This is a genomic window from Streptomyces sp. SGAir0957, from assembly GCF_043523415.1.
Genome location: NZ_CP027290.1, coordinates 237,974 through 264,156, shown reverse-complemented (window position 1 = coordinate 264,156; position 26,183 = coordinate 237,974). Strand labels below are relative to the sequence as shown.

21 protein-coding genes are annotated in these 26,183 nt (G+C 74.9%); 6 read left to right on the top strand and 15 right to left on the bottom strand.

Annotated features, from left to right (window positions below; genetic code table 11):
- Positions 1-18 precede the first annotated feature (18 nt).
- From C1N81_RS01630 to C1N81_RS01610, 5 genes are all read right to left on the bottom strand, one after another.
- A complete protein-coding gene (locus C1N81_RS01630) occupies positions 19-189 on the bottom strand; it encodes a hypothetical protein (protein ID WP_394425939.1) in 171 nt (56 codons plus the stop codon).
- A gap of 395 nt (positions 190-584) precedes the next feature.
- The gene (locus C1N81_RS01625; protein WP_394425937.1) at positions 585-983 is read right to left on the bottom strand and encodes a type II toxin-antitoxin system VapC family toxin; all 399 of its coding nucleotides are present in this window, start codon (positions 981-983) and stop codon (positions 585-587) included.
- Positions 980-1,261 (bottom strand): hypothetical protein, encoded by a 282-nt coding sequence (locus tag C1N81_RS01620; protein ID WP_394425936.1) that lies wholly within the window; start codon positions 1,259-1,261, stop codon positions 980-982. Before C1N81_RS01620 ends, C1N81_RS01625 begins: the two co-directional genes overlap by 4 nt.
- A 409-nt stretch (positions 1,262-1,670) precedes the next feature.
- Positions 1,671-2,267, bottom strand: a complete 597-nt coding sequence (locus C1N81_RS01615; RefSeq protein WP_394425934.1) for a ScbR family autoregulator-binding transcription factor — start codon at positions 2,265-2,267, stop codon at positions 1,671-1,673.
- Positions 2,268-2,447: 180 nt separating this feature from the next.
- The gene (locus C1N81_RS01610) at positions 2,448-3,689 is read right to left on the bottom strand and encodes an aminotransferase class V-fold PLP-dependent enzyme (protein WP_394425932.1); all 1,242 of its coding nucleotides are present in this window, start codon (positions 3,687-3,689) and stop codon (positions 2,448-2,450) included.
- Positions 3,690-4,103: 414 nt separating this feature from the next.
- Between C1N81_RS01610 and C1N81_RS01605 the strand changes: the two genes are divergently transcribed.
- The 6 genes from C1N81_RS01605 (at position 4,104) to C1N81_RS01580 (ending at position 15,870) form a co-directional block, all read left to right on the top strand.
- Entirely contained in the window at positions 4,104-4,535 is a 432-nt protein-coding gene (locus C1N81_RS01605; RefSeq protein WP_394425930.1) for a hypothetical protein, read from the top strand.
- Between the two features lie 494 nt (positions 4,536-5,029).
- Positions 5,030-10,336 (top strand): amino acid adenylation domain-containing protein, encoded by a 5,307-nt coding sequence (locus tag C1N81_RS01600; RefSeq protein WP_394425929.1) that lies wholly within the window; start codon positions 5,030-5,032, stop codon positions 10,334-10,336.
- Positions 10,333-11,403 carry a guanitoxin biosynthesis L-enduracididine beta-hydroxylase GntD gene (gene gntD / locus C1N81_RS01595; protein ID WP_394425927.1) on the top strand — a complete coding sequence of 357 codons (1,071 nt, stop codon included), beginning with the start codon at positions 10,333-10,335 and terminating at the stop codon, positions 11,401-11,403. The genes C1N81_RS01600 and gntD overlap by 4 nt, the downstream gene beginning before the upstream one ends.
- Before the next feature lie 41 nt (positions 11,404-11,444).
- The gene (locus C1N81_RS01590) at positions 11,445-12,743 is read left to right on the top strand and encodes an ATP-grasp domain-containing protein (RefSeq protein WP_394425925.1); all 1,299 of its coding nucleotides are present in this window, start codon (positions 11,445-11,447) and stop codon (positions 12,741-12,743) included.
- The gene (locus C1N81_RS01585; RefSeq protein WP_394425924.1) at positions 12,740-14,590 is read left to right on the top strand and encodes a hypothetical protein; all 1,851 of its coding nucleotides are present in this window, start codon (positions 12,740-12,742) and stop codon (positions 14,588-14,590) included. The genes C1N81_RS01590 and C1N81_RS01585 overlap by 4 nt, the downstream gene beginning before the upstream one ends.
- Entirely contained in the window at positions 14,587-15,870 is a 1,284-nt protein-coding gene (locus tag C1N81_RS01580) for an MFS transporter (protein WP_394425922.1), read from the top strand. The genes C1N81_RS01585 and C1N81_RS01580 overlap by 4 nt, the downstream gene beginning before the upstream one ends.
- Positions 15,871-16,096: 226 nt before the next feature.
- On the opposite strand, the gene C1N81_RS01575 is transcribed toward C1N81_RS01580, so the two are convergent.
- From C1N81_RS01575 to C1N81_RS01530, 10 genes are all read right to left on the bottom strand, one after another.
- Positions 16,097-16,567, bottom strand: coding sequence for a hypothetical protein (locus C1N81_RS01575; RefSeq protein WP_394425919.1), 471 nt, complete (start codon positions 16,565-16,567; stop codon positions 16,097-16,099).
- Complete coding sequence (locus tag C1N81_RS01570; RefSeq protein ID WP_394425917.1) at positions 16,567-16,779, bottom strand: hypothetical protein; 213 nt, start codon at positions 16,777-16,779, stop codon at positions 16,567-16,569. The genes C1N81_RS01575 and C1N81_RS01570 overlap by 1 nt, the downstream gene beginning before the upstream one ends.
- 14 nt (positions 16,780-16,793) lie before the next feature.
- Positions 16,794-18,059: a helix-turn-helix domain-containing protein gene (locus C1N81_RS01565; RefSeq protein WP_394425915.1), complete on the bottom strand. Its 1,266-nt coding sequence runs from the start codon at positions 18,057-18,059 to the stop codon at positions 16,794-16,796.
- Between the two features lie 432 nt (positions 18,060-18,491).
- Positions 18,492-19,313, bottom strand: coding sequence for an AfsR/SARP family transcriptional regulator (locus tag C1N81_RS01560; protein WP_394425914.1), 822 nt, complete (start codon positions 19,311-19,313; stop codon positions 18,492-18,494).
- Positions 19,314-19,475: 162 nt separating this feature from the next.
- Positions 19,476-20,324, bottom strand: coding sequence for a 4'-phosphopantetheinyl transferase family protein (locus tag C1N81_RS01555; protein ID WP_394425912.1), 849 nt, complete (start codon positions 20,322-20,324; stop codon positions 19,476-19,478).
- Between the two features lie 14 nt (positions 20,325-20,338).
- Positions 20,339-22,159 (bottom strand): beta-ketoacyl synthase N-terminal-like domain-containing protein, encoded by a 1,821-nt coding sequence (locus tag C1N81_RS01550; protein ID WP_394425910.1) that lies wholly within the window; start codon positions 22,157-22,159, stop codon positions 20,339-20,341.
- A 22-nt stretch (positions 22,160-22,181) separates the two neighbouring features.
- Positions 22,182-22,868 (bottom strand): phosphopantetheine-binding protein, encoded by a 687-nt coding sequence (locus tag C1N81_RS01545; RefSeq protein WP_394425908.1) that lies wholly within the window; start codon positions 22,866-22,868, stop codon positions 22,182-22,184.
- 74 nt (positions 22,869-22,942) lie between these two features.
- Positions 22,943-23,137 carry an acyl-CoA carboxylase subunit epsilon gene (locus C1N81_RS01540; RefSeq protein ID WP_394425906.1) on the bottom strand — a complete coding sequence of 65 codons (195 nt, stop codon included), beginning with the start codon at positions 23,135-23,137 and terminating at the stop codon, positions 22,943-22,945.
- 108 nt (positions 23,138-23,245) lie between these two features.
- Positions 23,246-25,285, bottom strand: a complete 2,040-nt coding sequence (locus C1N81_RS01535; RefSeq protein WP_394425904.1) for a condensation domain-containing protein — start codon at positions 25,283-25,285, stop codon at positions 23,246-23,248.
- A complete protein-coding gene (locus C1N81_RS01530; protein ID WP_394425902.1) occupies positions 25,282-26,178 on the bottom strand; it encodes a 4'-phosphopantetheinyl transferase family protein in 897 nt (298 codons plus the stop codon). The genes C1N81_RS01535 and C1N81_RS01530 overlap by 4 nt, the downstream gene beginning before the upstream one ends.
- Positions 26,179-26,183 lie beyond the last annotated feature (5 nt).

Below are 26,183 nucleotides of genomic sequence, written 5' to 3'. Positions count from 1 at the left end.
GACACAGAGCCCCGCCTGCTACGCGTGCACCACAGCCGGCAGTGCTTGCCGCAGCGCACTGCCCACCGTGGGCCCGGCCGCTGATACCTGACGCAGTTCAGCAGTCTTCAGATAGCGATAGCTCTGCGGAGGGTGGAACGTCCCGGCAGCACGCAGCGCGCTGAGCGTCACCGGCTCGTCGAAGGACACAGGGTCCTCCAAGGTGAGACCGCTCGCCTGCCGGACACCACCAGCATGTGGCGGAATTCCGCCTTCCCCACGAGCGGAACCGGCCAACGAACCGACGCACGAGCGAGTCCCCGGCTACAGCGCGGCCCCTCGACCGAGGGTGCGCCGGCTGCTGCTCCCTTGCGACTGAGGGGGAACAAGGTATCGGCGAGTGATACCTCAGCAGGGTCGGTTACTTCCGGGGCGCACAGGACTCCCTGCGGCTAAAGGCCCAGGATGCGGCTCGAATGTCGACCGACCGCTACTGCGCTGTCTGCTTCTGGGCCGACCAAACGTCGGCGTTGGCCGTCGTACCAGCCAGAGCCAGAGCCAGAGCCGGGGCCGCACGGCGACCACCGTCCACAAGGCGCCGCGGATCAAACCTTCTCGGCACTCAGGCGCGGATGCCCGGCAGTGAGCAGCCCGATGTCTTCCACGTCCGAAGTCAGGATCGTTACCCGGCCGGGATGCTGCAGGGCGGTCGCGCACAGCATGGCGTCAATGGCGTACTTGTGGCCGTGCAGCCCTGCTGTACGCAGCAGAGCAGCGGCGGACTGCGCGACGGTCTGGGTCACTGGCTCGACACTCAGGCGAGACAGGGTCCACTTCAGAGCGGCGTCGTTGAGTTTCGGGTGGATCACCTCGACCAGCACGGCGGCTGAGGTGATCACGGGCAGGTCCGCGTCACGGGCCGCCGTCAGCCACTCGTGAATCTCCCGATCACGCTGTACCGCCTTTGCCAGACCCTCGCTGTCCAGGACCAGGACACCGCTCACGCGGCCACTCCGGCGCTCGAAGCGCCTCCGGTCAGCCGGGCGCGCTTGGCCGCCACGGCCTCAGGGTCGGCCGGGCCGTGCACCTGGTCGAAGTCCGCGATCAGCTCGTCCAGGTTGTCGCGCTCGATCTGGCGCTGGGCCGCCTTCTCCAGGTAGGCCGAGACGCCTCGCTTGCCGACCCGCTCACGGATCGCCTGCAGAGTCCCGGTGGTCAGGGTGACGGAGATACCACTGGTGGGGCCGTCGCCGGGCGGGAAGTCAACGTCGTCATCAGTCACACGTCGAGTATGCCATTAACTATGGCATAGTGCGCGGCAAGTGCACGGGCCACTGGGCGGACGACGAGGGGCTTCAGCGCGGAGGTTGGCGGACTGTGCAGCAGCAACGCCGCCTCAACGGCTGATCCCCGTATGGGGTGGACCGTGCGGAGTTTCCCCGGTGGGCGCCGGCTTCCACTCTTTCTGGGGCTCCGCGGTGCGATCCGACCAGCACGACCACCTGACGGTCGAGCTACCTATGCTGGTCAGAGTGACGGGGCCCGCCCAAGCTCGGCCTGCCCGACATGGACAGCAGCACCGGCCGGACCAGGACCGCCCTCCCAGGAGCCGTCCGAACAACCCGAGAAGCCCGAGCGACCCGAGCAGCCCGACGCAGAAACCGACCGGTCGCGCTGCATTGCGGCCGCGCTCACCGTCGCGCCGGAACCGAGCCGGCCGGGCGGGGCAGCAGCAACTCCCAGAAACGGTCGATCTTCCGGCGCGTGAGCCAGGCCGGGTCCCGGCAGCCGAGCACCTCGAAACCCACGGTCACCGCGACGACGACCGGCGCGATCTGCGCACAGGACGTGCCCTCGGGAAGACACCCCGCACGCTCCGCGCGGAGCAGCGTGCGCTCGATCCACGCCTGCCACCACTGCCGCAGGTCCACGTCTCCCCGCGCGCGGGCCGGATCCCCGGACAGCGCGAACCCGGCGCGCACGACGGCGTCGTCCGCGATCCCGCTCATCAGGCCGCGCGTCGCCTCGACCAGGGCTCTCAACGGGTCCGCCATCTCGTCGGCCCTGCTCGTCGTCTGTTCGAGCACCGCGGCCGCCTCCGCCAGGACGGCGTCGGCCAGGGCCTGCTTGCTCGGGAAATGGAAGTGCAGGGCGCCGGTGCTCACCCCGGCACACCGGCTGATCATGGTGAGCGAGGCGAGCGCGAACCCGTCCCGCGCGAAGACCTCCGCCGCGGCGCGGACCAGCAACTGCCGCGTCCGGACCGCCCGCTCCTGCTTGACCATCATGCTCCTCCTGGCTGCGGGGCGGTCCCGGCAGGTCGCTTGCCCGTCACCGCCGCGCTCCACCGCTCGCTGCGCTTGCACTGAGGCGGGTCGCCGCTTCTTTCGTCGCGGCAGGTCGGCGTACGGACCCACGTCCGGAACAATAACAAACCGCGCGTACGGTTTCTAGAGACCCCCGGGCCGTCACGCGCCTCCCACCAGCGTGAGGGCGGGGCGGGTGGGTGCGGGGTCGCGAGGCGTGGGCGTGTGCGCGTGGGGGGACGAGTGCGGCTGCAGCTGCGACTGCGTCCGGGGGAGGCGTTGTGGCTGTGGTTGCGGGAGGAGGAGTGGCTGGGGGTGTGGCATCTCCTGCGCCAGGATCTCCCGCAGCGCCGCGCCGAAGCGCTCGATGTCCCGCTCGGAGTTGTCCTGGTGGACGGAGGCGCGCACGGCCGTGGTGAAGTCCGGGCCCGGCCGGAACAGGGGTGACTCCGCCGCGACCGTCTTGCGCACATCGACCCCGCGGGCCGCGAGGCGGCGCCGGATCTGCGCCGCGGGTATCCGCTCGTGCCGGAAGGCGAGGATGTGGGACTGGAGCCGCCCCGGGACGATCAGTTCGGTGCCCGGTGCCTCCTCCACGGCGGTGCGCAGCGCGGCCGTCAGCGCCTCGTCCGGCGCTTCGTCCCGGTGGGCGGCGAGGGCCGCGCTCAGGGCGACGACGGCCGCCCCGTGCGGTGGCACCAGCGGCACCAGCCCCGGCGGGACGAGCGTCTCGCGCAGGCGCCGGGAGACATGGGCGAAGCCGATGAAACGGGGCCCGCGCAGGAACCGCCAGCCGTCGCCGGTCAGCAGATCGCAGCCGGTGCGCTCCACGTCGACGGGCAACTGCCCGACGGCGTAGGACGCGTCGACGGCGTACAGGCAGCGATGCGGCGCGAGGATGCGGCCGATCGCCTCGACGGGGTTGACGATGCCGCAGCCCGCCGGCACCTGGGTCACCGAGACGAACGCGACGTCGTCGTCGATGTGCGCGGCCATCCACTCCGTGTCCAGGTCGCCGTCCGGGCGCAGCGGAACCACGTCCAGGCCGCACCGGGTGCGGTCGCGTGCCGCGTAGAGGGCGGTCAGGTTGGCGACGCCCTCGTAGGGCGTGGTCCAGATCCGGTCGTGCGGGCCGAGGGGCAGGCGTGACACCACCGTGGCGAAGGCGTCCGCCGAGCCCGTGAACAGCACGGTGTCGCCGGCCGGCGCCTTCAGGAGGCCGGTCAGGCGCGCGCGCAGCTCGTCGTGCACGACATCGTCCAGGTACTCCTCCAACGCGTAGGGACCGTAGCGGTCTTCGTGACGTGTCCACTCGATGAGGGCAGCGCGAGCGGTGGTGGGCATCGAGCCCAGGCCGGCCGCGTCCAGGTGGACCCTGGGATCGCCGTGGGCCGTCGCAGTCATGTCCGGGGCCTCCCCCCGTTCCATGAGGCAATTCTTTGCCAGTGAATTGGCACTACCTTGCCAACTCCCTTTGATTGTTGGCAACATGCGCTCCGGTGCGGCTCTAGTGGAACGGTCGAAACGGGCAATTCGGCGCGGCGGGGTCGGCTCCGCCGGTGGGGGCCGGATCGGTTCTCCAGCGGTTGCCCAGCTTTGCCAGGGCGTTTCCCGAGCGGGCGGGTGGCTGGCGCCGCGCAGGCCAGACCCGGTTCACCAGCGCTTTTCAGGGTTTCTGGGCCGCGCGTGAAGTCCCTCTGCCGCGCAAATCCACCCATATTTGACCGATTTGCTAGTGATTCCCGAGAACTCCTTGCCAACCTTCTTGGCAGAAGGTTGCCAAACGGCAAACGCAGAGTTGTCACAGAGGAGTCAGCCATGAACCGCATCGCCCGCATCGCCGTCACCGCCACTGCCGTCGCCGCGACCGCCTTCACCGGCATAGGGATCAGCGCCACGACGGCGTCCGCGCTCACCGCGCAGTCGGTACACGCGGCGACCCCGGGCGACGACTGGCCGGTGGCCCCGGCCGCCGCGCCCCGCGACGAGTGGCCCGTCGCCCCGGCGTCGGTCCCCGGCGACGACTGGCCCATCGCCCCCGCCTCGATCCCCGGCGACGACTGGCCCATCGCCCCCGCTGTCACCCCGGCCGTCGCCCCGGGCGACGACTGGCCGATCGCCCCCGCCTCGGTCCCCGGCGACGACTGGCCCATCGCCCCCGCCTCGGTCCCCGGGGACGACTGGCCCATCGCCCCCGCCGCCGCCCCGCGCGACGAGTGGCCCGTCGCCCCCGCCACCGCCGCCGTCTGACCCCTCGCCCGTTCAGGACGGGCGCGCGCCATCGACAGCCCCCGCCGGCCCCAGGCCGCAGCGGGGGTTTCGGCTGTCCGCCGAGCGACGAGCACCGTGGGGCGCGGGCCCACGTCGGCGGGCACGTCTGGGCGCGACGGTCCCGCCGCCCCCGGGCAACTCCCCCCGCGCGATGTACCACCGCCCCCGCCTCTGCCCCCGCCCCCGCCTCTGCCCGGGCCCGGCGGAGGCCCGCAGCCGCCCCGGGAAGCCCGGGTCCACCCCCGCCCGGCAGGGGCCCCGGTGCCAGACGTACCCCCCGCCCGGCAAGGGCCCCGGTGCCAGACGTAGCCCCCGCCCGGCAAGGGCCCCGGTGCCAGACGTACCCCCCGCCCCACCCCCCACCAGCCGATCCACCGCCGCTCAAGTGGTTCGAGACACCGCCTCGACGGGGGGTTGCCATGGTTCTGGCAAGAAATTGCCAAGCCAGAGCGTTCGTCGTGAGGAGCCATGTGATGTCGGTCCTGTCGGTCCTGTCGGTCTCCGACCTTGTCGAGCAGCACGTCCACCTGCGGCCCGACGCGACCGCGGTCACCTACCCGGCCGGCGCCGGTGACGTGTCCCTCACGTACGCCGAACTGAGCCTGGCCGCCAACCGCTTGGCCGCGCATCTGCGGGAGCGGGGCGTGGGCCGCGGGGACCGGGTGGTGACGTCGGTCGCCCCGGGGCCCGCGATGGTGACCGCGTTCCTGGCCGTCGTGCGGACCGGCGCGGCCTACGTGCCGGTGGACCCGGCGAACCCCGTGGAGCGGCGCCGCCTGATCGTGCGGGACAGCACCGCGCGGGCCGTGCTGACGCAGGGCGCGGCGCCGGAGGAGTACGCGGGGCTCGACACGGTGGTCGTCGATCTCGACGCCGAGGCCGGCGCGATCGCCGCGCGCCCCGCCGGGCTGCCGGAGCCGGTCGCGGGCCCGGACGACGCCGCGTACGTCTGCTACACCTCGGGAACGACGGGGACCCCGAAGGGCGTCGTCGTCCCGCACCGGGCCGTCGTCGACTTCGCGCGGTCCTACGACTATCTGCGCCTCGACCCGACGGACGTGGTCGCCCAGGCCGCGAATCCCGCGTTCGACGCCGTGACGTTCGAGGTGTGGACGACGCTCGCCGCCGGGGCCCGACTGGTGGGTCTGGCGAAGGAGACCGTCGTCGACCCGGGCCGCTTCGAGGAGGCGGTCGCCGCGTACGGGGTGTCCACGATCTTCCTGACCACCGCCCTGTTCAATCTCATCGCACGGGAGCGCCCCGCGGCCTTCGCCCCGCTGCGCACCGTGCTGTTCGGCGGCGAGGCCTGCGACCCGCGCCGGGTGCGCGAGGTGTGCGCGGCGGGCGCGCCCGGGCGGCTGCTGCACGTGTACGGGCCGACCGAGACGACCACGTTCGCCACCTGGCACGAGGTCGAGGTGCCCGCCGAGGACGCGCGGACCATCCCGATCGGCCGGGCCCTCGGCGCCACCGTCGCCGTCGTCGTCTCCCCCGACGGCGCCCCGGTCGCGCCCGGCGCCACCGGTGAACTCCTGCTCGGCGGCCCGGGTCTGGCCACCGGTTACCTGGACCGCCCCGAGCTGACCGCGGAGCGCTTCGTCGAGGACACCTTCACCGGCGGCGGGGGCAGGCTCTACCGCACCGGCGACGTGGTGCTGCTCCGCGAGGACGGCGCCCTGGAGTTCGTCGGCCGCGTCGACAACCAGATCAAGCTGCGCGGCTTCCGGATCGAACTGGGCGAGATCGAGGCGCAGTTGACCGCCCACCCGGGGGTCGCGGCGGCGGCGGTGTCGCTGCACGAGACGCCCGACGGCGACAAGCGGCTCGTCGCGCACGTGGTGCCCGCGCCGCCGGCCGCTGCCGCCGCCGAGCCCGACGCGCAGGTCACCGAGTGGAAGGAGATCTACGAGACGCTGTACGACGACGCCGGGTCCGCCGAGCTCGGCACCGACTTCGCGGGCTGGAACAGCAGTTACGACGCGCGGCCGATCCCCCTGGAGCAGATGCGCGAGTGGCAGGGCGCCACCCTGGAGCGCGTCCGGGAGCTGCCCCGCCGCCGGGTCCTGGAGATCGGCGTCGGCACCGGTCTGCTCATGGGCCATCTGGCCAGGGACCCGGAGTGCGAGGAGTACTGGGGCACCGACTTCTCCGAGCGGGTGATCGCGGCGCTGACCGCGCAGACGCAGGCCGACCCGGAGCTGGCCGCGAAGGTCCGGCTGCACCGCCGGGGCGCCGAGGACACGAGTGGCCTGCCCGCCGGGCACTTCGACACCGTCGTCATCAACTCGGTGATCCAGTACTTCCCGGGCCTCGACTACCTGCGGACCGTGATCGAGGGCGTGCTGCCGCTGCTCGCGCCGGGCGGCGCGCTGCTCCTCGGCGATCTGCGCAACCTCGACCTGGCCCGTACCTTCCAGACCGGTGTGGAGCTGGCCTCGCCGGGCGGCGCGGACAAGACCCGGGACGCCCTGCTGCGCTCCGTCGAGGAGCGGGTGGCCCTGGAGACCGAACTGCTCCTCGCCCCGGCCCTGTTCGACGCGCTGGCCCGCGAACTGCCCGCGGTGCGCGCCGTGGACGTACGGGTGAAGCGGGGCGTGCACCACAACGAGCTGAGCCGCTACCGCTACGAGGCCGTGCTCTCGACCGCCGCGCCGGTCGCCGACCTCGCGACCGCGCCCGTCCTGCGCTGGGGTCGGGACGTCGCCTCGGCGGCGGCGGTCACCGACCGCCTGGCGGCCGGGCGGCCCGCGACGCTGCGGCTCGCCGCGGTGCCCAACCTCCGGGTGCACGGAGAGGCCACGGCGCTCGCGGAGCTTGAGGCGGCGGCGGACCTGCCCGCCGTCGCACCGGACCCCGAGGAGCTGTGCGCGGCCGGTGAGCGCCTGGGCTATCTGGCGCTGCCGACCTGGTCGGGGGAGGGCGCCGCCCTGCTGGACATCGTCTTCGTCGACCCGGACCAGGTGCCGGCCGGTGCGCTGACCGGCGTGCGCACGGGTCCGGCGGTGGCCGCCGGGGAGTGCGCGAACACCCCGAACGCCTTCGACCGCACCGTCGGCCTCGACGTCGCCCTCACCGGCCACCTCCAGGAGCGGCTGCCGGACTACATGATCCCGTCGGCGCTGCTGCTCCTGGACGCGCTGCCGCTGAACGCCAACGGCAAGGTCGACCGCAAGGCGCTGCCCGCGCCGTCGTTCACCGCCGAGCGGACCGGCGCCCTGCCGGGCACCCCGCTCCAGGAGATCGTGCGCGACCTGTTCGCCGAGGTGCTCGGGGTGGAGCGCGGCCAAGTGCGCGCCGACTCGGACTTCTTCCGGATCGGCGGACACTCGCTCGCCGCGGCCCGGCTGCTGTCCAAGGCCCGTACGACGCTGGGCGCCGACCCCGGGAGCCGGGCGGTGTACGAGGCGCCGACCCCGGCCGCGTTCGCCGCGCTGGTCGGTGACGTCCCCGCCGCCTTCACCGGGCCCGGCGGCGCGGAGGGCGCCGCCACCCTGGCACTGCGGCTGCACGGGGCGCTGAACGAGCGGGCCCTGGACGCCGCCCTCGTCGACCTGGGCAACCGGCACGAGGCGCTGCGCAACTCGCGGATCGGCGCGGCCGGGACCCGGCTGCACGCCCTGTCCGCCGACGAGCACCTGCTCGAACTGTCCCTGCCCGCCGACGCCGTCGACCTGTGGTCGCAGCTGCCGCTCGCGGCCGAACTCGCCCGCGCCTACGGCGCCCGCGCCACCGGCGACACCCCGCACCGCTCCCCCGCCGCCCGCTCGTCGGCGCCCCGCGCGCACCACGGCGACCTCGCGCCCACCGCCCTGCCGGACGCTCCCGCGACGGCACCGGCCGGTGCGCGGTACGGCACTGCGGAGACCGAGCTCGACGCGGACCTGCACACCCGGCTCACGGCGTTCGCCGCCGAGCACGGAGTCACCGTGTTCATGGTGGCGCACGCGGCGCTCGTCGCCCTGCTCACCCAGCTCGGCGCGGAGAGCGGCCCGCACGGGCGGGTCACCGTCGCCGCCCCGGTCCCGGCCCGCGACAGCGACGCCCTGCGCGACGCCGTCGGCCCCTACGGACGCACCCTGGCCCTCACCGTGGACGCGTCGGCGGAGACCGGCTTCACCGAACTGCTGGGCCTGGTCCGCGCGTCGGACCTCGCCGCCTACCGCGACGCCGCGAGCCCGCTCGCCCGGCCCGGCGGCGTGGCCCTCACGGTCCTTCAGGAGACCGACGCGCGCTTCGAGGCGGCCGGACTGACCGTGCGCCCCGAGCCGCGGCGCCCGGTACCGTCCGGCGCCGACCTGGGCCTCACCCTGACCGAGCGGCAGACCCCCGCCGGCGGCAGTGCCGGGATCCGCCTCACCACCGCCCGCCTGGCCGCGTCGGTCGACGAGGCCACCGCCGCCTCCCTCACCGACCGCTTCGTCGCCGTCCTTGAGGCCGCGCTCGCCGACCCGGCCCGCACGATCGCCCGGCTGCGCCCGGCAGCGGGCACCACCGACGCGGACGGTGCCTGGGCGGGCGCGGACACCGCACTGCCCGCCGGCGACCCGGCCGCGCTGATCGCCGCCCAGGTCGCCGAGGCCCCCGGGGCGCAGGTCATGGCCGGCCTCACCTACGGCGAACTGGGCGCCTGCGCCGACCTGTTGGCGCACGCGCTGCTCGAACACCGGGCGGGCCCCGGCACCTCGGTCCTGACCGCGCTGTCCTCGCCCGCCGCGTTCGCGGTGGCCGCCCTCGCCGTCGCCAGGACCGGAGCGGCGCTGCTCCCGGTGGACCCCGCGCAGCCGGTCCCCGCGCTGCCCGGACAGCTGCGGCCCGTCGTACTGCTCCTCGACGGGCCCGCCGACCTGCTGCTCGCGCAGGTGCCGGGCGCGGCCCGGCTGGTGCGCGACGAGGCCGCCGAACCGGCGCCGGCCGGGAACTGGCCGTTCACCGACGCCGACCGGCTGCGCCCCGCGACCGCCGACGACCCGCTGCTGCTCGTGCCCACCGACGACGGCACGGTCGTGGTCGGCTCCGCCGCCGTCGCCGCCGCGACCCTGGCCCGGCCCGCCGAGGCCGCCTGGCTCGTGCACGGCTACCCGGACGGGGACGCCGCGCTCGGCCTGCTCGGCGCCCTCGCCTCGGGCGCCCGGGTGCACGTGCCGGACGCCTCGCTGACCCGGTCGTCCGTGCCGCACGAGGTACTCGGCTGGCTGCGCGCGACGGGGGCCCGCACCGTCGTCGGCGGCGCGGACGAGACGCTGTGCGCGCTCCTCGCCCTGGCCCGCGCCGAGGGCACCGAACTGGCCGTCAGCGGCGGCTGGGCGGAGGGCCGCCTCGTCGTCGAGCAGACCGGGAACGGACCCGCCCGGCCCGCGCCCGGCTACCGCGCCCACATCCTGGACGCCGCGCTGCGCCCGGTGGAACCCGGGGAGACCGGCGCCCTGTACATCGCGGGCGCGGGCGTGGCCCAGGGCTACGCCGGGACGCCCACGCTGACCGGGGAGCGGTTCCTGCCCGACCCGTTCGCGGCGCCCGGCACGACGGCCCGGATGTGGCGCACCGGGCAGGCCGCCCGCCTGGCGGCCGACGGCAGCCTGAGCGTCCTCGACGGACCCGCCGACGACGACCCGTTCACCGACGACTTCGCCACCTTCGTCGTCCTCTCCGACCCCCGGGGCCACCACGCGCTGTGGCCTGCGGCGGTCGCCGCCCCCGAGGGCTGGCACGAGACCCACGCCGAGGACCTCTACGAACTCTGCCTCGACCACATCGGCAGCCGGCCGGGTGACACCCGATGACCGCCGCCACCGCACCCGCCACCGCCACCGACCCGCTTCCGGAGAACGCCATGACGATCACCGCCCCGGCCCCCGCCCCGATCGCCGACGACACCCTCACCGCGACGCACCACCACGCGCTGGACCTGACGCCGCGTGAGGCGCGCGCCGCGCACGCCCTGGCGGCGGCCTGCCTGAAGACGTACAAGGCGGCCGACGACCCGCGCTTCCTCGACGAGGCGCCGGTGCTCGCCCACGAGCTGCCGATCGCGGTGCGCCGCCACCTGAACAGCGCGCGGCGCGACGAGGCCACCCACGCCACCCTCATCCGCGGCAACCTCGTCGACCAGGAGGCGCTCGGCGCGACCCCGCGCCACTGGAGCGAGGCGGACACCGAGGCGAGCCAGGTGTACGGCTGCCTGCTCGTGCTGTACTCGGCGCTGCTCGGCGACGTCACCGGCTGGGCCACCCAGCAGGCGGGCCGTCTCGTCACCGACATCCTGCCGAGCAAGGGCTACGAGAACAGCCTGATCTCGGCGTCCAGCGCCCTGGAACTGGCCTGGCACACCGAGGACGCCTTCTCCCCCTACCGCGCCGACTGGGTGGGCCTGTTCGCCCTGCGCAACACGGCCGGGATCGCCACGACCCTGGCCCATGTCGAGCCGCACCGGCTGCCCGAGCGCGTGCGGCGGGTCCTCTCCGAGCCCCGTTTCATCGCCCTGCCCGACTCCGCGCACGAGTTCGCCGACGGCGCCTTCGTGCCCCGGCCCGTGCCCATCCTGGAGGGCCATGCCGATCTGCCGGTGCTCCGCATCGACCGGGACTTCTTCCGCGCCCAGGACGGCGACACCGAGGCCGCGGAGGCGCTGGCCCACGTCGTCGCCCACCTCGACTCCCACCTGACCGACGTCGTCGTGGACACCGGCGCCGTCTGCTTCGTCGACAACCGCAACGTGGTGCACGGCCGGCGCGCCTTCCGCGCCGGGTTCGACGGCGGGGACCGCTGGCTCAAGCGGGTCAACCTGGTGCGCGATCTGCGCCGCACCCGTCCAGGGCGCCTGGACGGCGCCACCCGCGTCATCGGCTGACCACCCCCTCCCCCGCCCGCACCGGACCTTGGAGTACGACCATGAACGCCACCCTGACCCTCGTCCCCGCCCCCGCCCCCGCCGCCCCCGTCGCCCCGGTCGCGGTGCCGACCGTCCTGTTCGTGGAGAGCCGCCGGGCCACCTTCACCGACCACGTCCTGGCCCGCGACGACGTCGACGTCGTCCTGCTGCGCTTCGACTCCGTTCCCCTGAGCGAGGAGTACGTCGAGCGGACCGCGCACGTGCCGACGTTCACCCTGAACACCTCCGCCCCGCTGGAGGAGGAGGCCGCCCGCTACCTGCGCTGGGTGAAGGGCACCCCGGCGCTGCCGCGCCCCCGCTTCTTCTGCAACCCCAACGAGGCGCTCCAGGCCGACGCCCAGCGCTTCGCGGAGCTGGTGGACCTGCCGCACCTGAGCCAGGAGCAGGTCGGCTGGGTCCGCGACAAGACGACGATGAAGGACCGCTACGCCGAACTCGGCATCCCGCACGCCCGCTACCGGGCGGTCACCTCCAAGCAGGACGTGGTCGACTTCGGCGAGGAGTCCGGCTGGCCGGTGATCCTCAAGCCCGTCGACGCCGACTCCTGCATCGGCACCTACCGCCTCGACACCCCGGCCGACGTGGCCGCCGTACCGGACCTCGACCCGGCCCTGGAGTGGATGGCCGAGGAGTACATCAAGGGGCAGGAGTTCCAGCTGTGCGCGGTCATCGCGCGCGGCGTCGTCCTGGACGCCTACCTGTCGAAGAACCCGGTGCCGATCCTGGAGGTCCTCGACGGCAAGATCAACGCCAACATCACGTACGCGCCGAGCGAGGAGATCCCCGTCGACGCGCGGGAGCTGGCACAGCGGCTCACCGACGGTCTCGCGATCCCGCACGGCTATCTGCACGGCGAGTTCTTCCTCAAGGAGGACGGCTCGTTCGTGATGAGCGAGGTCGCGGCGCGGCTCAGCGGCTGCGAGGTCCCGATGAACCACGGCCTCGCCTACGGCTTCGACTTCCTGCACACCATCCTCGACACCTACCTGGACCGGGTGCCGCACCCGCGCTACACCCGCGACCGCGCGGTCGGCGACCTGCTGCTGCCCACGCGGGCGGGCCGCGTGACGCACATCAGCACCGAGAAGGAGCTGCTGCGGCTGCCCGGCGTCATCGGCGCGCACCTGACGGCCGCCGTCGGCGACGTCCTCGACCCGCCGCGCGCCTCGCACGCCTCCACCGGCTACGTCCACGTGGAGGGCGCCACCGCCGCCGAGGTGGAGCGGCGGATGCACGCGGTGCTGCGCCACTTCGAGCTGACGGTGGCCGACGAGACGGGCGCGGGGTCCGCGTCATGAGCGTCTTCGCCGCGCACACCGAACCGGGCGCCTATGCCGGGGCGGTGGAGGCGTACGGGCAGGGCGGGCCGCTGCCGGTGTGGACCGGGGACCGCGCCGACCTCCTCGACGGCATCGCGCTGGCCGAGCAGGTGTACACCGGCCGCCGCTCCCCCGCCCCGGCCGACACCGGCCTGCTCCTCGACCCGGAACTGCCCGAACCGCTCCTCGCCCTCGCCCGGCCGCTGGCCCGCCGCTGGGTACGGGACGCGGGAGAGCTGCCCGGCGAGGGCTCGGTGCTGCTCCTCGGCACGTACGCCCGGCTGCGCGGCGACACGGTCCAGCCCCTGCTCGACACCGCGTACGCGGCGGGGCGTGCGGTGTTCCAGCTGACGGGCCGTGATGTGCACAGCCTCAGCTGGGTGGTGGCCAAGCAGTACGCGCGGGTGGCGGCGGACGCGGAGGTCGGCGTCGTCTCCGAGCTGGACACGGCCGCCCCGGCGGCGGGCGCGGACGTGTGGTGCGGCGCCGAGGACGTACGGCGCCTGGACGTCAGAGACCTGGCCCTCGGCCGGGTGTGGCGCCGGGTCCTCTTCCACGGCAACGGCAAGGACGACCAGCTGAACCTGGGCCAGTTCACGCTGTGCGGGGCGAGCCCGGTCGCGGCCACCCCCGGGGCCCCGGGACCCAAGTGCGCCTACGGGCTCGGCTGCACCAAGCCCATGGACAAGCTGATCCCCGCCCATGGCATCCGGGCGGCCGAGCTGGTGCTCGCCAACTGCTTCAGCGGGGCGACGGCGGGCCACGCCATGTACGACCCCAAGTACCTGATCCTCCTGAACGCCCTGGACGGGCCGGCCCAGACGGTCCTCGCCACGCTCACGGCCTGCGACGGGCAGCGGCCCGAGAACCTCGTATGGCTGGACGGCGCACGCGGCGCGGGCAACACGGCCTCCGCCGTCAACGAGGCGCTGCGCGACATCAACCCGTACCCGGCGTTCACACAGGTGGGCCTGGAGTCCTCGGGCGCGCCCGCCGCACCGGCGCCCGGCGAGAAGGCCGCGAGCGGCGAGGACGGCCCCGACGTGCACGCGCTCGGCGCCCGCCTGACCGGCCTCCTCGACAGCGGGCTGCTCGAAGCCGGCCACCCGCTGCGGCCCCGGCTGCGCTCCCTCGCCGACACGCTGCTGCACGACGTGGTGCGCACCGTGGCGCTCGCCCCGCCGCAGGCCGCCGAGTCCCGGGCGGCGATCGCCCGCGAGACCACCTCACTCGACCTCGCCCTCGCCCACCGCTTCGCCAAGCACCACGACGACCCGGTCCTGAACTTCCCCACCTACTTCGGCGAGCGCAGCGTCGCCGGCGCCCCCTACGACCTGGACGCGCCCTGCGCCTGCGGGCGTCCGCTGCGGGCCTACCGCAGGCGCGGCCGGGTGCCCGCGATCACCGACACGGTGCAGGTGCTGTGCGCCCGCTGCGGCGACGTCGCCAACTCCCACGACGGCGCGCCCCTGTTGGAGGTGGAGGCGGCCGACACCGTCGTCGCGGGCGAGGTCCTCGACGTGACCGTGGAGACCGTGGCGCGCCGCGCCGGGACGATCAACCTCGGTATCGTGCTGCCCGTCTACCTGGACGCGAAGGCGGGCCCGGTGCTGCGCCGGGTGGCGGCGGGCGGGCCCGGCGAGCGGGTGCGGACCACGTTCACCCTGGCGGTCGCGCCCGCAGCGACCCCGCAGGCCTACTACTTCTGCCCCTACGCGGTCCAGGACCTGGGCATCTCGGTCTCACGCGTGCACTTCGCCGTCGCCCCGGCGGCCGGTGCACAGGCGACGGCCCCCGCGGCCGGAACGGAGTTCGCACGCGCATGAACGGCACAACGCACACCACGGGGTCCTGGCTCCCCCTGCGCCACCGCCCGTTCCGGAACCTGGCCGCGGGACGGATGCTGGTGTACTTCGCCAACGCGATGGCGCCGGTCGCCCTGGCCTTCGCCGTCCTCGACACCACGGGCCGGGCCACCGACCTCGGCATCGTCGTCGGGGCGCGGTCGCTGGCCAACGTGGCGCTGCTCCTCGTGGGCGGCGTGGTGGCGGACCGCGTCCGGCGCACGCTCGTGCTCCAGGGCTCCGCGCTGGCGGCGGCGGGGGTGCAGGCGGCCATCGCGGTGAGCGTGCTCCTGGAGGCGACGTCCATCGCCCTGCTCGTGGTGCTCAGCGTCCTCAACGGCGCGCTGGCGGCCCTGTCGCTGCCCGCCTCCGCCTCGCTCACCCCGCAGACCGTGCCGCAGGAGGTGCTGCGCCCGGCCAACGCGGTGATGCGCATGGCCACCAACATCGGCGCGATCGCCGGATCGTCGCTCGCGGGCATCGTCGCCGCCGTCTTCGGCCCCGGCTGGGGACTGCTCGGCAACGCGGTGGCGTTCCTCGGGGCCGCGGCCTTCTTCACCGGGGTGAAGGTGAGCGAGGAGCGGCCCGCGGCGCCGGCCGAGCGGGTCCGCCCGCTGCGCGAACTGGCGGAGGGCTGGCGGGAGTTCACCGCGCGCCGCTGGGTGTGGATCGTGGTGGCACAGTTCATGGTCGTCAACGCGGTGGTCGCGGGCGGCATCCAGGTGCTCGGCCCGGTGGTCGCCGACGACACGTTCGGGCGCGGGGTGTGGGGTGCGGTCCTGGCCGCCCAGATGCTGGGCGCGGTGGCCGGCGGCGTCCTCGCGGCCCGGTCCCGGATCCGGCACGCCCTCCTGGTCGGCGTCGCGCTGGTGGCCGTCGAGTCGCTGCCGCTCGTGGTGCTCGCCGAGGCACCCGGGGCCCTGCTGCTCAGCGTCGCGATGTTCGCGAACGGCGCGGCCCTGGAACAGTTCGGGGTCGCCTGGGACGTGTCGTTGCAGGAGAACATCCCGGCGGACCGGCTGGCGCGGGTCTACTCCTACGACGCGCTCGGCTCGTTCGTCGCGCTGCCGCTCGGCGAGATGGCGGCGGGCCCGGTGGCCGGCCACTTCGGGGTGCGGGCCACGCTGCTCGCGGGCGCCGCGCTCGTGGTGGGCGTGACGGCGGCGGCGCTCTGCAGCCGCCAGGTGCGGACCCTGACGACGGGCCGGTCCCCCGGCCCGGCCGCGGGCCGGGAGGCGGCGCCCGAACCGGCCGCGACGTGAGAGCCTGTGTCATATTCCCGGTCGGATCAGCGCGCGGCGTCTGGTGCGTGCGATCGCAAGGCGCCGGAGAGTCCTCGTAGCGGAGCTACTAGGGCTTTTCGGCAACGCGGCGAGCGGGCGTGCCAGACTCCGCGCGCCCGACCGGGGATATGACACAGGCTCTGACCGCCCCGGGCCATGGCGGGCCCCGGGGCGGTCGGGTCGTGCGCCGTCCGGCGACGGGCGGTCAGCGACTGTGGGCGAAATGGGCGTCGATCTGCTCGGCGGTGGCGGCCGGGTCGGCCACCAGGACGGACCGCTCGTCGTCGCTGTGGTGGCGCGTGGACACGGCGGGGCAGCGACGGCAGGCCGCGGGGCCCGTCTGCCCCCACCATTTGCAGTTCGCCCGCAGATGGCACCGAGGCAGGCCGCGGGACTCCTGCTCAGGGAACCCCGCGACGACCCGCTCGACCAGGGTGCAGTCGTCGCCGCGCCGGTTGGCGCAGGAGGCGACGCAGTGCGAGGCGAACCGGAGGATCCTGCGGGGCTCGATGTCCGGCGGCACCATGCCGAGCGCCGTGCCGGCCGGCACGGGTTCGGCCAGATAGGCCACCTGTCCGTCCGGCCCGGAGCGCACTCCGAGGAGCACGGACTCCGGTGCGTCGGCGACGCCGCTCGGACACCAGGCGGTGCCCGCGCCGTCCCCGGTGCCGGTCATCAGTACCTGCCGACGGTGGTGGGCGCCAGCTCACCCGGTTCGGCGGACCGCTCCAGGGCGACGGCCTCCTTGAGGCTCTGCTCCAGCTGCGCGGGCGAGACGCACAGGGGCGCGGCGGCGGCCGGTCCCCCGCCGGCGAGGACGAGGCCGGTGGTGAGCGCGGCGGCCGCGACGACGCCCGCGGCCGTACGCGTCGTACGGGTCTTCTTCATGGATGCCCCTCCGTCTACGTGGATGCTGCTCGGCCGTTCAGCGTGGCCGCCGGCGCTGCAGAGGGGGTCGAACCCGGGTGGAGTTCGGAGAGCGTCCTGGCGAGGATGCGCCAGACCTCGGCGGCGAGGTCGATCATGGCGTCGGCCTGGGCCTGCTCGGCGAGCCCGCGCAGCCCGTCGACGCCGCTCATGTCACCGGCCAGGACGCGCAGTTGGTGACGGAGGACGTCGAGCCTGACCTGGTCGACGTAGGTCATGCGCAGCGGCTTGCCCTCCAGCTCGGTGAGGAGGGCGCGGGCCTCGTCGTACCGTTCCGTCCGGAAGGCTATGTCGGCCTTGAGCGCGGTCAGCTGCTGGCGCATGCCGTCGGTGCCGACGAGGGCGAGGGCCTGTCCCGCGGCGGCCGCGCACCGTTCGGCGGCGTCCACGTCCGCGGGTGTCTTCAGCAGGTACAGCCGTCCCGCGCTCAGCCGCAGCCGCAGCCACAGCACGAGGTCGTCGCTGCTGGAGAACCGTTCGAGGGCCTGCTCCAGGTAGTGCTGCGCGCCCTGGTAGTCGCCCTGGCGGGTGCGCACGGAGGCCGCGGTCCAGACGGCCTCCGTCCACAAAGTGTCCGTGCGGCCCTCGACGAGGGCGGTGAGTTCGTCGGCGTGCGCGCGGGCGTCCGGCAGCCGGCCCGCCTCGGCCTCCACCGACACGAGCGCGAGCAGCACCCCGGCCCGGTCCTCCACGCCCAGGGAGTGTTCCCGGGCGAGACGGTGGGCGGCGCCCGCGGCGTCGAGGGCCGCGGAGACCTCGCCAAGGGTGCGCAGGCAGCGGGCGAGCCGGTGCAGGCCCCGCACGCGCAGTGCGGGGAGGTCGACCTCGTCGCCGAGCCGGACCAGGTCGTCCAGGTAGGCCCGCTCCGCGGTGTGATCGCCCTGGAGCCTGCGGTGGTGGGCCAGTTGCCACAGGGTCTGCCAGCGCAGCACAGGGGATTCGTGCGCCTCGGCGGCGAGGGCGTCGCGCAGGGTGTCCATGGCGTCGTCGGCGCCGGAGGAGGCGGCGAGGGTGAGCGCGTTGGCGAGGGAGCCGCCCGCGGGTTCCTCGAAGTCCTCGGGCTGCACGCCGAGGCGCGCGGCGAGGTGGGCGACGGCCCGCGCGGTGGGCTGGCGGGCGCCCGACTCCAGACGGGAGAGGTAGCCGGTGGACATGCCCTCACCGGCGAGGGCGGTCTGGGAGAGGCCCTGCGCGAGGCGCATCTTCCTCAGGCGACGGCCGAACGCGGGCTGTCGGAGCATAAGCGGCTTCCCTCCGGGAACACGGGCACAGCGGCGGGCTGCGGGCCGCGAACGGCCGGTGGCGTCATGACCGCGTCGAGCGTAGAGCGGCGGGCAACAGCCGGGCAAACGTTTGCCACGGCCGTGCCCCGCCCCTCAGGCCGCCTTCACGTCTTTCTCAAGCGGAGGTCCAGGGGATGTCCAGCGGATCAGGGCAGGATCTCGAGGACCGTCGGCCGGCGCCTGCGCCCGCGCCTCGTCCAGCCTTTCGGGGGTCGCCCATGACGTATTCGATTCCTGTGCACCGCGACGTGCTCCGGGGCGGTGGCACCCCCCACGGAGCATGCCGGTACACGCCGTCGGACGACGACTGGCCCTGACATGCCGAACCCCCGGCCGGGATGGGCCGGGGGTTCGCCGGCCTGGGCCGGAAAGCCTGTGTCGTGCGCGGGTTCAGGCCGCGAACAGGTCGAAGGTCGAGCTGTTGCGCGGGCCCGCGAGGACGTCCAGCTGCGGGTCGACGGCGAGCATGGCCTGGTGCATGCGCTGCAGTTGCGGGGACGGCTCCACGCCGAGCTCCTCGACCAGGGCGCGCTGGAGCCTGCGGTAGGCGGCGAGCGCGGAGGCCTGCCGTCCCGAGCGGTACAGGGCCAGCATGGACTGCGAGTGGAGCCCCTCGTGATGCGGGTGACGCACCGTCAGGTCGGTGAGTTCGGCGATGAGTTCCGCGTGCCGCCCCAGGCGCAGGTCGGCGTCGATGCGGCGCTCCACGGTGACCAGGCGGCTCTCCCGCAACCTTCTGACCTCGATGTCCAGGACCGGCCCCGCCTTCACGTCCACGAGGGGGGCACCGGACCACAGGTCGAGCGCGGCGCGGAATCGGGCGGCGGCCACGTCGTTGTCCCCGGTGGCGAAGGCGGCCTGGCCCTCCCGCGCCAGCTTCTCGTACCGGTAGGCGTCGACGCTGTCCTCCGGGATCTGCAGCAGGTAGCCGCCGTGCCGGGTGGCGAGGACGTCCCTGACACCGGCCGGGCCGCCGGGGCCCATGGCCGTACCCAGCTTGCGGCGCAGTTGCAGGATGTAGGTCTGCAGCGTCGTCAGCGCGCTCGCCGGCAGCGCGGTGTCCCACAGCTCCTCCATGAGCGTGGGCACGGGCATGACGCGGCCCGGGTACAAGGCCATCAGCGACAGGATCTGCCGGGGCTTGCCCGCCGTCGGGACGATCGAGACGCCGTCCACCTCGGCGCTCAACGGACCGAGAATCTTGATCTGCACGGCGTCCTCCACCCTCATCGAAAATCCTGGTCCGCGTTCCTTCCGGCGTCCGAAAACCGCGCCGTCGAGCACGCTAGCGGGCCGCGTCGTCCGGCGCGTTTTCCTCTAGCCGCCTTCTAGCCGAAGTCCACGCGTCCTGTTGCCCGTTGCCCGCGCCCGCGCTCAAGGGGCGGGTGCGCCCAGCGGCTCGGGCAGGTCGACGAGGTGCGGGGCGGCGCGGGACCACGGGAAGCCGTGGTGGAGCTGGAGGGCGGCCGGTTCGTCGTCGCCGCCGGTGTCGGCGGGGACGGCGATCGCGACCAGCACGTCGTCGACCGGCTCCAGCTCAAGGAACCGCCAGCGGTCGAACGGGTCTCCGGGCGGCGGGCGGAAGCCCAGCACGCCGCTGTCGTCGGCCAGAGTGAACGCGAACTCGTCGAAAGGCAGCCCGAGTCCGAGGCCCCGCGCCTTGGAGTAGGCCTCCTTCAGGGTCCACAGCCGCAGCACCCGGCGGTCCCGGTCACGGCCCGGCGCGGCGCGCGCCACCCACTCCCGCTCCTCGGCCGCGAAGGTGGACGCGACCGTGTCCAGGGCCTGCGCGTCCCGGCCGAGGAGTTCGACGTCCACACCGACCCGGTGCCTGCGCACGATGCCGAGCAGGTTGTAGCCGTTGGCGTGCGACAGGTTGAAGTCCAGGTGACCGCCGCCGCGCGGCAGCCCCCCGGGCAGCGGCCGCAGAAACGGGCGGCCGCGCGGGGACCGCCAGATCGCCAGCTCCGCCTCGGCGAGCCCGGCCTCCAGGGCCAGCGCCCGCCGGACCAGCGTGTGGGCGACGAGGTACTGACGCCGGTCCCGCTCGAAGAGGAACTGCCCCGCGGTGCGCTGCTCCTCCTCGTCGAGCCAGTTCTTGGCCAGCACACTCGCCAGCTCCGGCGAAAGATCCTCATTGGGACACAGCCAGATCTTCACGGGCGCGGTGGCCCCTGCGGGGGGCGCGGGGGCGGGCTCGGCGGTGTATGGCTGCTCGGTCACGGTCCCGGCCAGGGTCATCGGAGGGGACCACCAGTCGCAGCGGGAGCGGCATGTGCAGCGGGGGCGGCACTCGGCGCGGGAGGGTCGCTCGGCGCCGGGTCATCGCTCGGCGCGGGACCGGCCGTTCTTGACGGGCCGTCACTCATTGTCGGACCGTCGTTCATTAGCGGACCGTCGTTCATTAGCGGACCGTCACTCATTATGGACGCGGCATCGGGTGGGCCCGGCAGCATCGCCGAGGCTGGCAGGGGGATGACGGGCTGGCCGGCGGTGTCCTCGCCGTGGGTCACGTCGACTCCGGCGAGCCAGAGGCGGGCGAGGGCCGCTCCGTGGGCGCCGTGGCGCAGGGCCGTGAGGTAGTGGGCCGTCTCGGGCAGGCCGGGGTCGAGGAGTGGGCCCGCGTCGCCTGTCGTTCGCAGGTCGGCGCTGTGTGCGGTGTCCGGGTGCGCGGCGAACTCCGTCAGTCGTGCGGCGAGTTCGTGCGTCGTCTTGGAGTGCAGCGCGAGGCGGCACGGCTGGGCCTCGCGGCCGATACGGAGTTCCGTCGCGAGGTCGGCGAGCGCGGGGAGGGGCCCGGCGGGGTCGTCGGGCGCGCGCAGCCGGTCGGCGAGCCGCCGCGCGGTGGCCGCCAGGTGCCGTGGCGTGGGCGCCGACAGCAGGATCAGTTCGGGCCGCCCGGACGGGACGGTGGCGGCCCGCGCCCGGGGCCGGGGCTCGGGCGGCTCCTCCAGGATCACGTGGGCGGCGGCGCCGTGCTCCCCGCGTACGGCGACGGAGGCGCGGCGCGGCCCCGGGCCCTGGGCGATCGCCTCCGCGCGGCCGAGCCGGAGGACGGCGCGGCCGAGCGCCGCGAACCCGGTGGCGGCGCCCGCCTCGTACGGCGTCTCGCACACGGCGATGTCGGCGTCGTCGAGGCCCGCCGCCGTCCGAGCCCGCCGGGCGAGCCGGGCATCGGTGTCGGCGGACGCGGCGCGCCCGGCGTGCGCGACGGCGGCGCCACGGACGACGGCGTGCACCGTGTCCCCGGCGGCGTGCGCCGCGTCGAGCGGCCGGACGAGCACGGCGCCCGCGCAGGGCAGTGGCCCGGCGTCGACGGCGGCGACCAGTGCCGCCGCGCAGTTGCCGGTGCGCAGCGCCGTGGTCGCGGAGTGCAGGGCGGTGAGGAAGGATGCCGCGCCGCTGTCGACGCAGTGGCTCGGTCCGCGCAGGTCGAGGAGGGCGGAGAGGCGTCCGGGCAGGGCTCCGCCGCAGCTCGTCGTGGCGGCGGTGTCCCCGGAGAGGGGGCCGTGGGCGAGGAACACGCCGACGGCGCGGGGTTCGCCGTCCGCCGTGGTCAGGGCGGAGAGCCGGGCCCCGAGTTGTCCGGCGCCCTCCAGCGTCCGCCACACCGTCTTCAGCAACACCCGCCCCGAGGAGCCGAGTTGGTCCGCCGTGTCCGGGGTGATCCCGAAGAACGCGGCGTCGAAGGGGTCGGCGTCCGGCAGGGTCGCCCCCCGCCGCTCGCCGTCGTCGTCCATCGCGGAGTTCCAGGGGGCGTCGAGGCCGTCCCCGTGCGGGAACCATCCGTGCACGGCGGTGATCGCGTACGCGGCGGGCGCCGTGGTCCCACGGGTGTCGTGCGCGGGGGCGATGTCCGGTCGCGGGGCCGGGTCCTGGGCCGACTCCGACTCCGGCGCCGACTCCGACTCCGACTCCGACCTTGGCTCCGGCTCCGGCTCCGACGCCGCTGGTTCACCGGCCGGGGCGGCGCCCGGCGGCGCGGTCAGCAGGGTCACCGCCTGTTCCCGGGCCAGCGTGCCGCTCTTGAACCGGGTGAGTATCTCCCTGGTGTCCATGGTGGTCCTTGGTCGGCGGGGCTCAGGCGGGCCGGGACGCGAGCAGTGCGGTGGCTTCGTCGACGGTGAGCATGTCGGCGCGCACCGCGTCGAGCAGCGCGGTCACCTCGTCCGGGGTGAGGGCCGAGAGGGCGGGCGGGGTGGCGGGCCGGGGCGCGGCCGGGGCGGCGCCCGCCGGTGCGCCCGCGATGTACGCGGCCATCGCCGCGAGGTCGCGGTGGTCGTACAGCGTGGCGGGCCGCTCGGCGAGGCCGAAGGCGGCGTTGACGCGGGCGACGAACTCACCGGCGAGCAGGGAGTCGAGGCCGAGCTGGGGGAAGGGGACGGCCGGGTCGATGTCGCGGGGGTCGCAGCGCAGGATGTCCGCGAGCTGCCCGCGCAGGGTGGCGCGTACCTCGGACTCCGGGCGGGCGGGGCGGAGCGCCGGGGCGGGGAGCTGGGCCAGCACGTGATGGGCCAGGGCGTCGGGTGTCGGGTGGTCGTAGAGCGCGGCGGCCATGACGGCGGTGCCGTAGCGGGCGTTGACGGCCGCGACGAGTTCGGCGGTGCGGATGGAGTCGAGGCCGAACGCCTGGAAGCGCCGGTGCGGGTCGATCCGGTCCGCGTCGACGCGCAGGACGGCGGCGAGTTCCCCCACCACTGCGGCGCGTACACCGGCCGCGGCTGCCTCGGGCGCCTCCTGCCAGGCGGTGCGGGGCTCGCTGGTCATGCTGGACGCCTCCTGGATCGGTGTCGTGCTCCTGCGTACGGGGCCGGATGCGGGCCGGGGCCGCGCGGGTCCGTTCAGCGCCAGCTGTGCGGGGCCCGGTAGTCGTCCATCCGCAGCTGGCGGCTGCGGCGGTTGCCGGGGCGCCGTTCGGCTCGCCTCGCCTTGGCGCGCAGGGCCAAGAGGACGACCGTGAGCGCGGCGAGTTCCTCGTCGCTGGCGCGGCCCCGCTCGACGCGGATGCCGAACCTGCCGTGGTGCGCTTCGCCCATGGCCCCTCCCGTGGCGTGGGGACCAGCGTCCACGGCGCCGCTCGACGTCCGCTCACGTACCGCTCGAGCCGGTCGCCCGGGCCGGTCGCCCGGGTCGCCCGCGCCGCGTCAGCCGTCGCGTGCGCGGCGCAGGACCAGGGCGCGGGCGAGCGCGTCGGCGCTGCTCGCGGCGGAGCCGATGCCCGTCATGACGACGGTCGTCGCGGCGGCGGCCGAGGCCCTGGCCCGGCCGATCACGAACGCGGCGCAGGCGGCGGGTCCGCTGCCGCAGACCACCAGGCGGCCGTGCGGTCCGAGGAGCCGCGTCACGGCCGGGGGCAGCGCGTCGGCGGGCTCCCCGGGGCGCAGCGCCACGACGTGTTCCGGTCCGTCGTAGGCGCGGATCAGCGCCTCGTGGGCGCCGGGCGCGACGCCGGGCACCGTGATGAGGCAGATGACGTCCGCGCGGGGTCCGCCGCGGCGCAGCACCCGTACGTCGGCGCCCGCCGCCACGGGCGTGTGCCGGGCGGCGCGCGGTATCCCGGAGCTGTCGAGGAGCGCGAGGACGTCGCCGACGGTGCCCGCGGGGTGCGGCCGTTCGGACAGGCTGCGCAGCAGGTGCACGCACTGGGACAGGATCTGCGCGGCGTCGGCGTCGGAGAGTTCGGCCCGGTCGTGCGTGGCCGTGAGCAGCAGTCCGCCGTCGGTGTCGTACCGGGCGACGAGGGTCACCGGGAGGCTGGTGTCCGCGCCCACCTCGTGCGGCACGTCCACCTCGATGTCGCGGGCGGCGAGCGCGGAGAGCAGCGCGGGCGGCAGTTCGGGGCGGCTGTCGAACCGTACGAGGGTGTCGGTGAGGCGCGGGTCGTCGGCCCGGCCGCTCCAGCCGCGGACGTGGTCGCCGGAGACCCAGGCGTACGCGCTCAGGTCGAGGGCCGCGTCACGGACCTGCCGCAGCAGCTCGTCCACCGGGGTGGCCGGGTCGACGGTCACGGTCATCGGGAGGGCGCTGCCGAGGAGGCCCGGCACGGCCGCGGCGTCCCGCATGGCGAGGTCGCGGCCGGAGAAGTGCACGTCGAAGGTGACCGGCGAGGGGCGCCGGGTGCCCGCCGCGCGGTACAGCAGCAGCGCCCACACCACGTGCAGCACGCTGCTCTCCCCCGCGCCCTGCAACGCGGCCCAGGCGCGCAGCCGTGCCGTGTGGTGCGGCCGCAGCCTGCGCCGCACGCGGCCGGTGCCGCCCTGGTGGGTGGCGCCGCCGGGCCGGCCGGGGCTCACCGCCGCGTCGCGCGGCGGCCCCGCCCCCTGCCAGAACCGCCGTGCGCCGTCCAGGCTGAGGCCCGCGGCCCAGGCGGCGTGGTCGCGGATGTCGGGGCGCCGCTCGCCGCCGGGGACGGAGCCGTCCCCGAGGTAGGCGCGGTAGAACTCGCGCACCAGCAGGTGTGCGCCGCGTTCGTCGAGCAGGGCGCGGTGGTAGCTCATGAGGACACGGGTCGTGGCCCGCGCCGAGGACGCTCCGTCGAGCAGGGAGAGCCGCAGCAGTCCCGGCCGGTGCGGCGCGAACCCCCGCTCCCGGTCCCTGCGCAGCAGTTCGCTCCAGCTGACGGTGGCCGCCGCGTACCGGGCGATCTCCAGGGGCGTGTGCTCGTGGATGACGAGGCGGGGCGCGGCGGTCCAGTCGAACGAGGCGCGCAGCACGGCCTCCCGGTCGGCCACCGACTGCCAGGCCGCGGTGAACAGCGGCACGTCCAGGGGACCCGCCCAGGTCCAGCAGAGCTGCTCGACATGGCGGCCGGGGCCGCCGGGACCCCTGAGGGCGGCGGTGAGCAGGTCGCGCTGATGGCCCGTCACCGGGATCGACTCGGCGCCCGGTGGCTGCAGCAGGTCCGCGAGGAGTTCCGCGACGGCCGACGCCGGTGCCGGTGCCCGGGGCGCCGGGGGTGCGGTGGCGTCCGGGGTGAGGCGCAGCAGGCGGCGGCCGGTGCCGTCGTCGTCGAGGGAGACCGTGCACGTGCGGTGGCGCAGCGCGAGGCGGGCGGCGACGGCCTCGGCGGCCGCCGCGTCGAGCGGTGCGCACAGCTCGAACAGGACCGGCGACGCGGGGGACGTGGAGCCGGGTTCGTGGAGCACGACGGGCACGGTGTCCGCGTGCGGCTGGTGGCTGCTCATGCGCCGGCCGGCGGGGGCGGGGCGAGCGGTGCCACCAGATCACTGAGGCTTGCCGTCAGTTCGCCGGGGCTCGTCGGCAGTTCGCCGGGTCCAGCCGTCAGTTCGCTGAGGTTCGCCGTCAGTTCGCCGGGGCTGTACGGCGCGCCGGGGCGCGGCGCCGTCGCGCGGTGGGCCTCGCTCACCAGGTAGCGGCCGCCGACCAGATGGGTGGCGAAGGACCACCCCCGCTCGCCCGCGGAGTCTCCGGCGAGCGCGGCCCGCCCCTCGTCGTCCCAGGTGAAGCCCACGGTGCTGAACCGGCGCCGCATGCCATGGCCGAGCGCCTTGGTGTACGCCTCCTTCAGCGTCCACAGCCGCAGGAAGCGGGCGCGGCGCTCGTCCTCGGGCAGCGCGTCGAGGACGACGGCCTCCTGCGGGGTGCACACCTGGTCGCGCAACAGCGGGTAGGAGGCGTGCCGTTCGACGGATTCCGTGTCGACGCCGACGGGTCCCGCCGTGCTGACGGCGACGACGACGAGCTCCTCCGTGTGGGCGAGGCTCAGATGGAGTTCCTCGCCGTAGCCGCGCAGACCGGGGCGGCCGCCCGGCTGGTAGGCGAGGTCCAGATCCACCGGGGCGGCCTCCAGGACGGCGGCGGCCGTGTACTTGATGACCATACGGGACACGGCGAAGGTGAACCGGTCCGCGGCGGTCGGACTCTGCCGGTAGCGCGGCCAATCGTGGCCGAGGAGGCCCCGCAGGTCCGGTGCGAGGAGGGCGGCGTACAGCCACTCGCCCCAGGTGGTGTGCACCACGGCCCGCCCGGTGGCGCGGGCCCGTTCGTGCACCTGCTCCCAGGGGGCGTCGGGGCCCGGCAGGTGCAGGGGTGGCGCCACGGACCGGTGCGCGCTCATGTCAG